This window comes from Planctopirus hydrillae, from assembly GCF_001707835.1.
In the GTDB taxonomy this organism is placed as follows: Bacteria; Planctomycetota; Planctomycetia; order Planctomycetales; family Planctomycetaceae; genus Planctopirus; species Planctopirus hydrillae.
Map to the genome: position 1 here is coordinate 170,924 of NZ_LYDR01000039.1, position 12,820 is coordinate 183,743.

9 protein-coding genes are annotated in these 12,820 nt (G+C 55.4%); 8 read left to right on the forward strand and 1 reads right to left on the reverse strand.

The window, feature by feature from the left end; translation table 11 throughout:
* The first annotated feature begins 65 nt into the window (after positions 1–65).
* From A6X21_RS03835 to A6X21_RS03875, 8 genes are all read left to right on the forward strand, one after another.
* On the forward strand, positions 66–1,808 hold the full coding sequence (locus tag A6X21_RS03835) for a hypothetical protein (RefSeq protein ID WP_068846176.1): 1,743 nt from the start codon (positions 66–68) through the stop codon (positions 1,806–1,808).
* A 105-nt stretch (positions 1,809–1,913) separates the two neighbouring features.
* Positions 1,914–4,034 carry a hypothetical protein gene (locus A6X21_RS03840; RefSeq protein ID WP_068846177.1) on the forward strand — a complete coding sequence of 707 codons (2,121 nt, stop codon included), beginning with the start codon at positions 1,914–1,916 and terminating at the stop codon, positions 4,032–4,034.
* A 359-nt stretch (positions 4,035–4,393) separates the two neighbouring features.
* Positions 4,394–5,563 (forward strand): isocitrate/isopropylmalate dehydrogenase family protein, encoded by a 1,170-nt coding sequence (locus A6X21_RS03845; protein WP_068846178.1) that lies wholly within the window; start codon positions 4,394–4,396, stop codon positions 5,561–5,563.
* 316 nt (positions 5,564–5,879) lie between these two features.
* Positions 5,880–6,854 carry a PSP1 domain-containing protein gene (locus A6X21_RS03850; RefSeq protein ID WP_068846179.1) on the forward strand — a complete coding sequence of 325 codons (975 nt, stop codon included), beginning with the start codon at positions 5,880–5,882 and terminating at the stop codon, positions 6,852–6,854.
* A 58-nt stretch (positions 6,855–6,912) separates the two neighbouring features.
* On the forward strand, positions 6,913–7,524 hold the full coding sequence (gene nadD / locus A6X21_RS03855; RefSeq protein ID WP_068846180.1) for a nicotinate-nucleotide adenylyltransferase: 612 nt from the start codon (positions 6,913–6,915) through the stop codon (positions 7,522–7,524).
* 281 nt (positions 7,525–7,805) lie between these two features.
* Complete coding sequence (locus tag A6X21_RS03860) at positions 7,806–9,611, forward strand: GspE/PulE family protein (RefSeq protein ID WP_068846181.1); 1,806 nt, start codon at positions 7,806–7,808, stop codon at positions 9,609–9,611.
* 99 nt (positions 9,612–9,710) lie between these two features.
* Positions 9,711–10,385: a hypothetical protein gene (locus tag A6X21_RS03865; protein WP_068846182.1), complete on the forward strand. Its 675-nt coding sequence runs from the start codon at positions 9,711–9,713 to the stop codon at positions 10,383–10,385.
* A gap of 984 nt (positions 10,386–11,369) precedes the next feature.
* The gene (locus tag A6X21_RS03875) at positions 11,370–12,257 is read left to right on the forward strand and encodes a hypothetical protein (protein WP_068846184.1); all 888 of its coding nucleotides are present in this window, start codon (positions 11,370–11,372) and stop codon (positions 12,255–12,257) included.
* A gap of 21 nt (positions 12,258–12,278) precedes the next feature.
* On the opposite strand, the gene A6X21_RS03880 is transcribed toward A6X21_RS03875, so the two are convergent.
* The gene (locus A6X21_RS03880) at positions 12,279–12,722 is read right to left on the reverse strand and encodes a carboxypeptidase-like regulatory domain-containing protein (protein ID WP_068846185.1); all 444 of its coding nucleotides are present in this window, start codon (positions 12,720–12,722) and stop codon (positions 12,279–12,281) included.
* Positions 12,723–12,820: the final 98 nt, after the last annotated feature.

Sequence of the window (12,820 nt, forward strand, 5' to 3'; positions counted from 1 at the left end):
GGATTGATCGAACAAAGAACAGCGCCAAGTCACTTCTTGTGACCATGAATAGTGCGGAGATCGATATGGAAAAACTGGAACCCATCATTCGCAATCGCTTCTGGATCCTCAGTGGGCTGGTCGTGATTTTAAGTCTCGCTGGCTGGTGGATGGCGTCGTCTTCACTGGCGACGACAATTGTTACACGCACAAAAGAAATCAAAGACGCTGAAGACAAGATCCCCAAGGGAAATATCCCCAGTGCGGATTACTCGAACAAACTCTCGACGATCAACACTTATCAGGAGCGTCAGGTCGAACTCGCCCGTACGATGCTCTGGGATCAACAGCGGGCCAAAATGGCATGGCCCAAGAATATTCAGCCCTATGCGGATGAAGCAGGTTATCGCGGCGAATTTGCACCTCTGGCCCGGGATATCTATCGCACCAGTTCACCATCCGACATTGCCTCTGTCTGGCAGAAGGTTCGCCCCTTTAATGCACAGACGGGCGAAGGCGTCGTTGTCTTCCCGCTGCAGGCCATGCCGGTGAAATACTGGCGCGATCTGCCCCCCACCTCGAAAGAAATGTGGGATGCCCAGGAAGATCTCTGGCTCCTGGATTCGCTCCTGAGCACGATCACTCAACTCAATGGGGGTGAAACGACTAACAATCGGCTGGATGCTTCCATTCATCAGATTCTGAAACTCCAGTTGATGGGTGGTAAGCGTGGTGAACCGATTGATGCTCCCGCCGCGGGTGGCGATCCATCAGGAGGTAGTAGCGAGGGTTATTCCCCACCCATGGCGATGGGTGGCGATGCTTTTTCCAGTGGAGGTGGCGGGCGTGGTGGCAAGATTGCCCCACCCGCCAGTGCCGATTTCCCCATTAAGGAAGAGTTTGGCTCAGCCGGTGGCGAAGGTGGCCTGAATGGCAGCTCATCATCGGCGGATTCTTTTGCCGCTGATCCCTCCGCGCTGGGTGACGGGGCTCCGCAGATGGCAGCCGCTCGCCGTTATATTGATGATGATGAAGGAGCACCCTTTCGCACGCGAGGATTTTATCTCTCCGTGCTGATGGATCACCGCCGCATTCCCGATTTCATCGCGGAGTTGACCAGTAACGAACGCTCTGTCTGGCCAGTGGAAATCGTTCGTGTGCAGATGATTCGCAAAAATGAGGACGGCAACTTTGCCCGCGGCGGAGCCTCAGGCATGCCGAGTTATGGCGCTGAAGCCGGGAGTTTTGGCGGCTCTTCGCCTACGTTTGGAACAGCATCCGAAGGGATCACTGGCGGAGGAGCGAACAGTGTTCCCCCGGAATTCCTGACACAGCCTCAGGGCATTAATCCCCAGGATGCCAACAATCCGATGCTGATGAACAAAATTCAGGCGGCGAATGCAGCTCTGCAAACGGCACTCACTGATCCGAATATCGCAGAAGTTGTGATTGCCGGTTACTTCACGCTTTACAATCCGCCCCAGGCAGCCCCTGACGCAGCAGCAGCGACATCTGCAGATTCCACGGCAACACCAGCAGCACCAGCCACTTCTGAAACCCCGGCAGGTACCGAAGCGACGACTCCGGAAATGACGAATCCGGCACCAGCGGAACCCTCCCCGGTGGATGGCGCCACACCGGCAGCACCTGTTAATCCCGCACCAACAGATCCCGCAGCGGCAGATCCCGCAGCGACTCCGCCAGCGAGCACTACCCCTGCAACGCCAGCGGCACCTGCAACCCCTGCAGTACCAGTCACCCCAGCCGCTGAACCAGCGGCACCAACTGGAGAAACCGTGCCTGCTGCTCCACCAGCCGGTGGAACTTAAGCCTGTACGTCGGTTCGTTTTTGAACTTTGATAGAACGTCGCCAGCAACTATCGAGCAGACAACTTTTCAGCGAACATTGTTTTTGAAGATCAAGGGGATATCCCATGGCAGGTATCAAAGGTTTGAATTTCAAATCGCTGCTGGTCGATCATGGCGAGAAAATCGCATTGGCCGGTATTGGCCTGCTGGTGTTAGGAGTGTGGGGAACCACCTCCTGGAGCCGGACAGAGAAATCGCCGGATGAGATCATCAAGAAGGCCACCAATTCGAAAACGAATATCGATGCGGGTGTGTGGCCTGTGGAGAAAGCCAACGAGTTTGCGATTGTGGCTTACCAGGATCGTGCCTCTCAGCTGTTGAAGCCGATGGAGTCGGTCGCCGCTTACGAGTTTTCGACACCTCTCTACCATCCGCTTTATCGCAAGCAGGAGCAGATTAAGGAACCGGAATGGTTGCCTGTGGCCGACCTGATTGCCGATGCCGGGACAGCGATCATCGCGATCAATAAAGGTCTGGATGTCACTCTGGCGGAAACAGAAACCGGGGATTTGACGAAGGCGGCTGAAGAAGAAGTCAACACGGAATTCGCGATTCGTTCTGGTGTCGGTGGAACAGCAGGCAGCCCGGGTGCATCGGGTGCTGAATCTCCTGCTGGTACCTACAGTCCGCCACCCGTTGCCGAATCGCCGTTTGGCAGTTCGTCTCCTTATGGGCTGGATGGCAGCGTGGGTGGGACGGTTTCCAGCGTGGAAGCCCGTGGTGTGCGCTATGTCGCTGTGCGAGGGATTGTTCCTTTGCAGCAACAGGTGGCCAAGATTCAAAAAGCCCTGAATCTGCAGAGTCTCACGGAAGCCGAGCAGTACCTGGAAATCCTTGACTTCAAGCTGGAACGTCAGGAGGCCGTGGCTGGCGACAACCCCTGGATCGGGAAGTGGGAAGCGGTCGACATGGTGGCCGACTCACAGATTCTGGCGGAATCGCCCAACTTCGATATTGATCCTTTCGATGCCCGTATCTCGGATGCGACAATCACTGCGCCTCTTCCGTTAAGGTTGATGGGGTACTGGGGAGAACATGCGACTCATCCGAAAGTTCGCAATTTTACTTTAAGCCCGGAAGAGCGCGCGAAGCAGGAGCGATTCCTTGATAAGGTTGTCGAAACGGCGACTAAAGAGCGTGCCCTGCTGGAGCAATCCCAGAAGCCACAACGGCGCGGGTTTGCCGTCGTGCAGCGGGATTTGCGCGCCCTTCAGGGGGCGATTATGTCGTCGAGCAGTTCTGACCAGATTCTGGGGACGATGTCCACGATTATGGCAGCCCCTGGCAGCCCTGCGATGACATCCCAGCAGCTCAAAAAGATGCTCGACACAGCCGGTGGACGGTTATTGCTGTTCCGATATCTCGACCTGCAGGTGAAGCCTGGCCGGGCTTATCGTTACCGCGTGAAGCTGCTCTTTACGAATCCGAATTACAATCTGCCCATTGAGCAAATCGTGGATCCTTCGGTCGCAGCGGGAGCCGAGCGGGAATCTCCTTGGAGCACGATTTCGAATCCAGCAGTGGTTCCTGGGGATGTCAAATACTTCCTGGCGGGAAGTGAACGTGATCCAGTCCGCGATGTAACCCGCTCGATTCGTAAGGCCGTGGCGAATATGAGTGTCTACCAGTGGGATGCGAAACTCGGGTCACTTCTGAATTCCACGCTCGATCTCACCTCGGTCGGCCAGGTCATCAAAGAGACCAAGAAGGTGAAGCGGGCCGATCTGGGGAATGGCACTTATGAAGATGCCGACATCGTGATCGGCACGACAGATCTGCTGCTCGACGTTGCTGCGGATGTCGAAGTTAACGTGACTTTGCAGTCCAAGCTGCCTGTTCACATGGCTGAACTGGGACTGACTCCTGTGAGTGGCAAGCTCAATTTTGGCCTGCTGCCCGAAGCTGTCATTGTCAATGAAGCGGGCCAGATGGAATTTATTGATTCCAGTACCAATCAGAAACAGGAAGACGAGCTGAAGCGAAGGTATGAGGGCGAGAAAAAAGAGTACGAAAAATTCAAGCCGCCTGAAGCCGTCGACCCACTTCTGGGGCCTGCTGGTGGAGAGGAAAGTAGTTATATGCCACCCGGGCTGGGAGATCCGACAGCGCGAAAGGTGAGTTCCAAAAAGATCCGCGGTAATCGCAAGGGCCAGCAAGGCATGGGATCGAGCCCACCCGCTCCATGATCACGCACAGTGTAACTTGCGATTGTCAATCCTTGATGAATTAAGATGTTATGGCCCGGCTCATGGTGTGGATTCCATGAGCCGGGCCAATTTCGTGGGTGGATTGAGCCGACACACTCCTCCCTCGCCCATGAACTTGTCGATCTCTCCGGGATTGCGGATCGGTAACACTTGGAGCGGGGGTGTTCCGTTCGTTATGCTCTCAAGCAACAAATTTCCCGACTGGTTCTGGTTCTGAACTGACGGGTCGGGAAATGGATGATCTGCGGGGATGCGACTTCGACTTTGAAGTTCCCGTTGTCTTCGCAGTCACACGACAAAATTCCCTTACATCCTTTGCGTCTGGAAAGTCCTCCGCCATGTACGATGTCACGCTGATTCCCGGAGATGGTGTCGGTCCCGAAATCGCAGAAGCCACACGCCGCTGTGTGGAATCCACCGGCGTCAAAATCAATTGGGACGTCCAGGAATGTGGCATTGAAGTCATCGAGAAGGTCGGCAAGGTTCCCGAATCGGTACTGACATCGATCCGCAAAAACAAGGTGGCTCTCAAAGCACCGATCACCACTCCCATCGGCAAGGGTTTTCGCAGCGTCAACGTCTTCCTGCGACAGGAACTTGGCCTCTATGCCTGCGTACGCCCCTGCAAATCCTATAAGGGAGTTCGCAGCTACTTCTCGAATACACCCGTCGATCTGGTGGTGGTTCGTGAGAACACCGAAGACCTTTATGCAGGTGTCGAATTCCAGGCAGGTCTGCCCGCGACCAAAGAACTGATCGAGGTGATCAATCGTCTGGCGACCGGCAAAAAGATCGGGACTGGCCTCGACACCACCGGCGTGAGTATCAAGCCCATGTCCTACGAAGGGACACGCAATATCGCCAACTACGCCTTCCAGTACGCCGTCGAAAATGGCCGCAAGTCGGTCACTTCGGTCTGCAAGGCGAACATCATGAAGTTTACCGATGGTCTGTGGTACGACGAGTCACGAGCTGTGGCTAAGGCCTACAACGCCAAATTCGAGCAGCCGGAGCTCGCCAAAGATGCGGATCCTGTTCTCGCTGGGAAAGTGGCTGATGGCAGCCATCTGCATTACATGGAGCGTCTCATTGACAATATGTGTATGCAGTTGGTGCAGAAGCCCGAACTCTACGATGTGATTCTACTGCCCAACCTCTATGGCGATATCCTCAGTGACCTGTGTGCAGGCCTCGTGGGTGGTTTGGGTGTCGCACCGGGAGCCAACATCGGCCCCGATTCAGCAATCTTCGAAGCGACGCACGGAAGTGCCCCCAAGTACAAAGGCCAGAACAAGGTCAATCCCGTCGCACTCATTCTTTCCGCCAAGCTGATGCTCGAACATCTGGGTGAAAAGTCTGCGGCCGAACGACTTGAGAAAGCCGTGGCCGCCGTCATCGAAGAAGGCAAAGACGTCACTTACGACATGAAAGCCAACCGCAATGATCCCACGGCTGTCGGCACACAGCAGATGGCTGACGCCATCTGCCGTAAGGTTCAGTCGCTGTAATTGTGCCGCGTTCTCGATCCTGGCAACCAGCCCTGGCAAACAGGAACCTTAGAGAACACTTGAGAATCAAAAGTGCCGGGATCCAGCATTCGCGGTGGATCCCGGCACTTTCGAGACCACCATCGACGAGATTTGAACTGTTGAGTACAGGTCGTTTAAAGGCTGAGCGGCAGTTAACTTCCGGCAAGGTGTTCATCAGAAATTTGAAAGATTATCTCAGGCCTTGAGGGCCTGATGTCCCTTCGGGCATGAGAGCAGGTGATTCGCTGGTGAATAACTGCCAGCCGAACGCTTTGTGTGGAAAGTGGCATTGTTTATGGATATGTCAGCTCCCCCCAGCCAGGCATGGGTTGTTCGCTATGGCGTCACTCGTCTGCTGGGAGAGTTCGTCATTCGAGGGCCGCACATTCCTGTCTCACGCGGCACTCAGGTGATTGTGCGCTCAGATCGCGGGACCGAATGGGGCGAAGTGCTTTGTGCTGCTTCGGTCAGTACTCGAGAGTGGCTGGGGATCGATAAAGAAACCGGTCGAATCTTACGACTTCCGACTCTCGATGATGAGCGTCACAAAGACCGTGTGGCCCAACTGGAAGTTGAAGAATTCAACAGTTGCAAGCAACTGATCGGTGAAATGTCTCTGCAGATGCAGCTTGTCGATACCGAGCACGTCTTCGGCGGTGAACGAATCGTCTTTTACTATGTCTCTGAGCAGCGGATTGATTTCCGTGAACTGGTCAAAGTCTTGGCCAAAAGGCATCAATCCCGCATTGAAATGCGGCAGATTGGAATCCGGGATGAAGCTCGACTGCTGGCAGATTACGGCGATTGCGGCAAACCTGTCTGCTGCAATACGCACCTGAAAGAAATGCCCCCTGTTTCAATGAAGATGGCCAAGCTGCAAAAGGCCACGCTCGACCCTTCGAAAATCTCCGGGCGCTGCGGTCGGCTCAAATGCTGCCTGCGATACGAATACGATACTTACGAAGAGCATCGCAAAGAACTCCCTCCCATTGGTGCGACAGTGGTGACCAAGTTAGGCCAGGGCCGGGTGGTGGCTCAGGAACTGCTGGCCAAGAAACTCATGGTGGCCTACGAAGGCCAGAGAACAGTGCTGACTGATCAGAAAGAGATCATCACCGTCGTCGGGAAAAAGGGGCTGCCAGCGGCTGTCGAGCGGGAAATCGAAGAGGAAGAGGCCGAAGAGTTCATGCCGTCCGAATCCTCTCGACCACCTCGCCAGCAGCGTCCTCCTCGCAATCCATCAGAGAATCGAAACCAGCCTGATCGTTGAACTTGCCTCATGATCAGCATGCCTTCATTTCCCACAAGGACCAACACTGGAACATGCGATGAGGATTGGCCTGTACGGAGGGACGTTCGACCCCGTTCATCTGGCACATCTGGTGCTTGCGGAGACTTGCCGGGAAAAACTGCAACTGGATCAGGTCTGGTTCATACCGGCGTATCAACCTCCGCATAAGCCGGGGCGTGTCATCCTTGAGCCGAAGCACCGCATTCAGATGCTCAAGCTGGCCGTTGTGGGCATGCCTTGTTTCAAAGTTGAGCCCGTTGAAATCCAGCGTGGAGAAATCTCTTACACGGTCGACACTTTACGTCAGCTTCGGCAGCTTCACCCGCAGCATGAATTTTTCCTCCTCATGGGTGCAGATTCGCTCACCATGCTCCATACCTGGAAAGAACCCCAGGCTCTGTTCGAACTGGCCACGCTTGCCGTGGTGAATCGAGGGAAGGAACCCGCTCCCGCAGTTGGCGATCTTGCCGAGCTCAGATCAATCGTGGGTGAAGTGGCTCTCGCGAAAATACTCCATCTTCGCATGCCCGGGATGGATCTCAGTGCCACCACTTTGCGAGAGAATGTCGCTCAGGGGCGGAGCATTCGATTTCTCGTGCCTCGCGCCGTCGAAGCCTACATTGAGGCCAATCACTGCTATCGGAGCTGAGAACCTGGCGAAACTTCGAACCGCTCATTGTTTTCGAATCGCTCATTATTAAAGTGACGCTGCAGTTGTTTTTGTCGCCTCGGCCTGTTTCGAAGCAGGCAAATCGTGCTGGGAAGGGCTTGCCCTCTTTGTTTCGCCTGGCAATTTGATTACCCTTCAGCAGTGCGGTGAATGCCACTGGTTTCTTCTCTCGGCGAGTTGTCGGCAAAGGGTCGCCATCTTAACAGGTTGAAGATCTCACCAGTTCTGGCAGATCGAGACTTTTCTTTCCGAGAAATGGAATGCAACGCTTACTGTCTCTCCTTCAGTACTCGCTGCTCTGGAGCATCCTGGTCTCTGGCAGCATGTGCCTGTTTCAGGGCGAAGCTCTGGCACAGGGTGGTGCTGTCACCACAGCCGCACCCTCGACTTATCCACCTGTGCCTGGTGGTTTGTTTTACCGGGGAAATAACCCCACCCAGCCGGGTTCTGCGGGATATTACTTCAGCCTCCCGATGCTCATCTTCTCACTTTCGCTGGTCACGCTCATGGTCTGGACATTGGGCTGGATTGCCGATGATGCACGCAGTCTGAAAGTCCGCCCTGAGTTCTGGAATACGCTGGGTTTGCTCGTCGCCGCCGCTGCCGTGCTGATTTTGTATCTCGGGCCGACACCGCTGGTGGCCATCCTCGGATTTCTGATTTGCTATGCCGGTTTACTGGGAGGCTATGCTCCCGAGCGCAACCGAAAGGTTCCTGAGAACTCCAAGATCCTCACCCCTTATCATCTGCAGACAATTGCCATTCGCGGCCTGGCACGCCTCGGGATTGAAGTGGGTGGCAAGAAAGCTGTCCATGCCGCCATGGGGCCACCCATCACGTTTATCGGGAAATCCAACAAAGGCGGGGCAGGTGAGGTCGATCGATCGAGGCAAGTCGAAAGCAGCCGAGGCTACACTTCTGCTCGGGAACTGGTCTACGATGCGATTCTCCGCCGGGCGACCGATATTCACCTTGAGCCGAAAGACGACGAATTCGCCGTCCGGCTGCGTGTCGATGGGGTGATGTTCCCCGCAGAACCATTCGATCGTCCCACGGGCGAATCGGTCGTGAACATCTTCAAGGTTCTGGGGGCGATGGATATCACCGAACGCCGCAAGCCACAGGACGGCAGCTTCCGCGCCGAGACGGAAGGTCGCGAGATTGACTTTCGTGTCGCCACACAGGGAACGCAGTTCGGAGAGAAGATGTCGCTGCGTATTCTCGACGGTGGTTCGACAGTTCGCCGCCTGGCAGATCTGGGCATGCGTAAGCAATTGATTGAACAAATCGTAGGGATCGTGCAGCAACCCCACGGATTGTTCCTCTCCTGCGGGCCGACTGGTGCCGGTAAATCGACCACACTTTATGCGGCTCTCCAGGAAATCAACCGTTATGAAAACAACATCATCACCGTCGAAGATCCCGTCGAATATAAGATGGATGGTGTGACCCAGATCGAAATCAATCAAAAAGCGGGGCAGACCTTTGCTGCCTCTTTGCGCAGTATTCTTCGGCAAGATCCCGATGTCGTGATGCTGGGCGAAATTCGTGACGGAGAAACCGCCAAAATCGCGTGTCAGGCAGCCAATACCGGACACATGGTCTTCTCGACAGTTCACGCCAACGACACGATCACAGCCCTCTCACGCTTGATCGATCTCGGTGTCGAACCGTTCCTGCTCTCTGATTCACTGTCGGCGATTCTCGGCCAGCGGCTCTGCCGTAAATTGTGCGACGACTGCAAAGAGTCGTACAAGCCCTCCGCCGATCAACTGGAAAAGATCGGCCTGCCCGCCGAGAAAGCCGGTGTCTTTTATCGCCCGCCCAAGGATGGAACCGATGCCTGCCCCACTTGCAGTGGCATGGGATACATGGGGCGAATCGGTGTCTTTGAACTGCTCGTGATCAACGATCGCATTCGTGACCTGCTGCGGGAATCTCCGAACATGACCTCCATCCGGGCCGAAGCTCGTAAACAGGGCATGCTCTACATGCGGGAAGAAGGCCTGCGACTGGTTCTCAAAGGAACAACAAGCCTCGAAGAACTTCTGCGCGTCGTGAAATAGCTGATCACTGAATTTCTGATGTCATTGTGATGGGTTGGAATTGGTCGATGCCTCCGGGCATGGAACAACACTTTATTGAGAGATACAGGGCCAAGAGCCATGATTGATGTTTTACTTCTGGCCATTCTGGGTGTCGTCACCTGGTGTGTCGCCAGTGACGGTGCCTGGTCGGCAGTGGTCACTTTTCTGTGCACACTGATCGCTGGCCTCATTGCCATGAATTTCTTCGAGCCAGTCGCGATTCTGCTGGAAGGGATTTCACCCTTCTTTGCCAATCGCGCCGACATGATTGCGCTGTTAGGGCTGTTTATCGCGGCATTATTCGCCTTGCGTGTCGGCTTTGAACAACTGGTAAAACTGCATGTCGAAGTCGCACCCATGGCTCATGAACCCATTCGCTGGGCCTTCGCGTTTTTTACAGGCTACGTCAGCATGGCCTTCCTGCTGACGGCTCTACACACTGCCCCTTTGCCACGAGAGTTTTTAGGATTTCGCGCCGAGCGTCCCAACTTCCTGGGCTTGGCAGCTCCCGATCGTCAATGGCTGGGTTTGACGCAGTTTGTTTCAGAACACGCCCTGGCACGCGGCGATGGCCATTCGTTCGATACGGCCCGCATGAAAGTGGCCAGCTATCCCAACAGCGAGTGGTCCTCTTTCGCCATCCGCTATGCGACTCGCCGCGAACGATTTTCCACAGGAATGGGCGCCGCTGCTGCACCGGCACAACCTGTCACCACCCCCGGCGCACCCGTCACCACCAACCCAGGGTTCTAGGAAGCTCATCGCCCGGTTTTCCAGACTCTTCCCATCCTTCGTGCTCGTCGCATTTCGTGCCATGCTCGCAGCTCTGAGCATCGTGCCATGCTTGCGGCTCTCAGCTTTGTGCCATGCTTGCAGCTCTCAGCTTTGTGCCATGCTTGCAGCTCTAGGCAAGCATGGCTTCTTCAGCCAATACAGCGATGTGATTCCCCAGGAAACCTATCCGTTCAAAGCCCCTCTGGAACCCTCGCCCACGTCTTCGTGGGAGAGGGCAGGGTGAGGGTCTTCTCCATTCTTCCAACCGTAGGGTGCCATGCAGCGCCAGCGAAATGCACCAACTCTTTTCCGCTTCACTGCTTTCGCGCCTTCGCGAGAAACCTCCGAATTTTTAATCGTCCTCACGCGAACCCGCGAAGTTCACCAAAAAGATCAGGCAGGACACGTTCCCGCATGCCACTCACAACTTGTCTATGAATTCCCCTTCGTGTTCTTCGTGCCCTTCGTGGTGAACCAATCACATGCCCAGCTCACAGCCTGGAACCAGCATCCTCTGAAACCCTCGCCCGCGTCTTCGTGGGAGAGGGCAGGGTGAAAGTCTTCTCCATCGATCTTCAACAATCACCCACGCCCCTGCAGCAGCCCCCATTTGCGACCAACCAACCGTCATTCACAAACTTCCATCAAACGCGCGATCTCCAGCCAGCCCATTCACAACGAACCACAACTTGAAATGGTGAGTCCAGATTCGCTCAAACGCATGCTTGGTATTGAGCTTATGCCATGTTTGCGGCTCTGGGCAAGCATCTCTTCGCAACCCGTAACGCGATGTGGTTTCCTGAGAAACAGATATCAACTTGAAATCGCAAGTTGAAACCCGCTCAAATAAACGGGTTGATCGTGGCCAGCATTGTCCTCAAAAGACGTCAATTCGATGCAGCACGCTGCTGATCAAAACTGGCATTTCGAATGAGGGACGGTGCGTCCTCAGGAACCCGACGGATGGCTGAAACTCAGGACACTCCCGCCCCGCCGGATCAACCTGAGCCGCCACCTCGGCCCAGAAGTCTCTGGCAGATCATGCGGGGAAAATCATCGATAGATTCTTCTCCTCCGCCCGCCGAAACTCTGGCAGTCGATCCCGAGACTTCACAGCCCCAGACTGTTGAAGCTGATTGCGATCCTGAAGAGATGATCTTTTCAACCCGTGGGATTCCCCCACTGCGTGGCCTCTGGCATGTCATGCAGGAGCAGAAAAAACCACTGCGGCTCCCCGCCGCCCCTGCTTTTCGATCACTCCAGCGCCAGCCAGCTCCGGCCATCCGCTCAGAAACGGCACCTCTGGCAGATGGTCAACAGACCGCTCCCCCAGCACCGGCAGAACGTCTTCGTCAGGCTCGCTGGTATACGGCTGGCATGCAGTTTCGTGCATCCCACCGGGAAATCGCCGGGCGATCTCCCTATCTCCTTCGTCGTACAAGAACGGTCACTGTTCCCTCTGTTGATCGACAGAACGGGCTGGAGGCCATCGAACCGATCGGTGCCTCGGAGTTGGAAGCGGAACTCCTCTACGAGCGGCTGTCACCCGTCACGACCGCCTGGACGTGGATCGGACGGGGTGCCACATCCACCCTGGCAGCATTTCTCTTTGCGCCGCTGGCGAAATGGGAAAGCCTGTGGTGGGAAATGCCCGCCACCGTTTTCGGGTTTGGCGGGCTGGTTTGTGCCTGCCTTGCGATGACAGAATCCGAGCGAAGGTTCTCCCAGAGTGCCGGGCCCCATGGAGACCATGCCGCCCGGCAAACCACGGATATTCAACTTCTGCTCGCTGCCCTGTTACTCCTCGCATCCACCACCAGCATCTTCATCGGGCCGCTGATTTGGGGTTAAGCAGGGGCTGAACAAAACTTTTCAGCCCACCTGCTTTTTGGCTTTCTCAAGAGAAAGCTCGACGTTGTTTGTCCCTTCGTCGACTCGAATACCTTCTGGAAACGTGTAGTTCACAGGTGGCAAATAGACAGGCCCTTGCGATTCAGGGCTAGTTCCTATGGGGGCTTTGGGATCAACCTGCATCGGCATGGCGACCTTCACAGTATGTGTGCCGACGACTGCACCAGGTTGCTTTCCACCACTCACAGTCAATGTGAATGCACCATTGGCATCCGTCGTCCCTAAAGAAGTTGGCCCCTTCACAGGGCTGAAGAGGACCTGAGCCCCTTCCACGCCTTGTCCGTTCAGCGTAACTCGACCATCAACGGGAGCCAGTGGTGGCAAATCTTCACCGGCACCACAGCCGAGACTCAAGACCAAGAGCCCAAAGGAAAGCATTGCAAAACGTCGAGAACAGAGCGGCATGTCGATGAGACCTCAAAGGGGAATGACCACAGGAAAATCGGTTCAGCACGGAAAACGCCACTTGTCACTATGAATGGCGACAAGTGGCGCTAAAGAGT

Coding starts and splice junctions, on each gene's coding strand:
- A6X21_RS03835 (WP_068846176.1), top strand. CDS start 66: ATGGAAAAACTGGAACCCATCATTCGCAATCGCTTCTGGATCCTCAGT.
- A6X21_RS03840 (WP_068846177.1), top strand. CDS start 1,914: ATGGCAGGTATCAAAGGTTTGAATTTCAAATCGCTGCTGGTCGATCAT.
- A6X21_RS03845 (WP_068846178.1), top strand. CDS start 4,394: ATGTACGATGTCACGCTGATTCCCGGAGATGGTGTCGGTCCCGAAATC.
- A6X21_RS03850 (WP_068846179.1), top strand. CDS start 5,880: ATGGATATGTCAGCTCCCCCCAGCCAGGCATGGGTTGTTCGCTATGGC.
- nadD (WP_068846180.1), top strand. CDS start 6,913: ATGAGGATTGGCCTGTACGGAGGGACGTTCGACCCCGTTCATCTGGCA.
- A6X21_RS03860 (WP_068846181.1), top strand. CDS start 7,806: ATGCAACGCTTACTGTCTCTCCTTCAGTACTCGCTGCTCTGGAGCATC.
- A6X21_RS03865 (WP_068846182.1), top strand. CDS start 9,711: ATGATTGATGTTTTACTTCTGGCCATTCTGGGTGTCGTCACCTGGTGT.
- A6X21_RS03875 (WP_068846184.1), top strand. CDS start 11,370: ATGGCTGAAACTCAGGACACTCCCGCCCCGCCGGATCAACCTGAGCCG.
- A6X21_RS03880 (WP_068846185.1), bottom strand. CDS start 12,722: ATGCCGCTCTGTTCTCGACGTTTTGCAATGCTTTCCTTTGGGCTCTTG.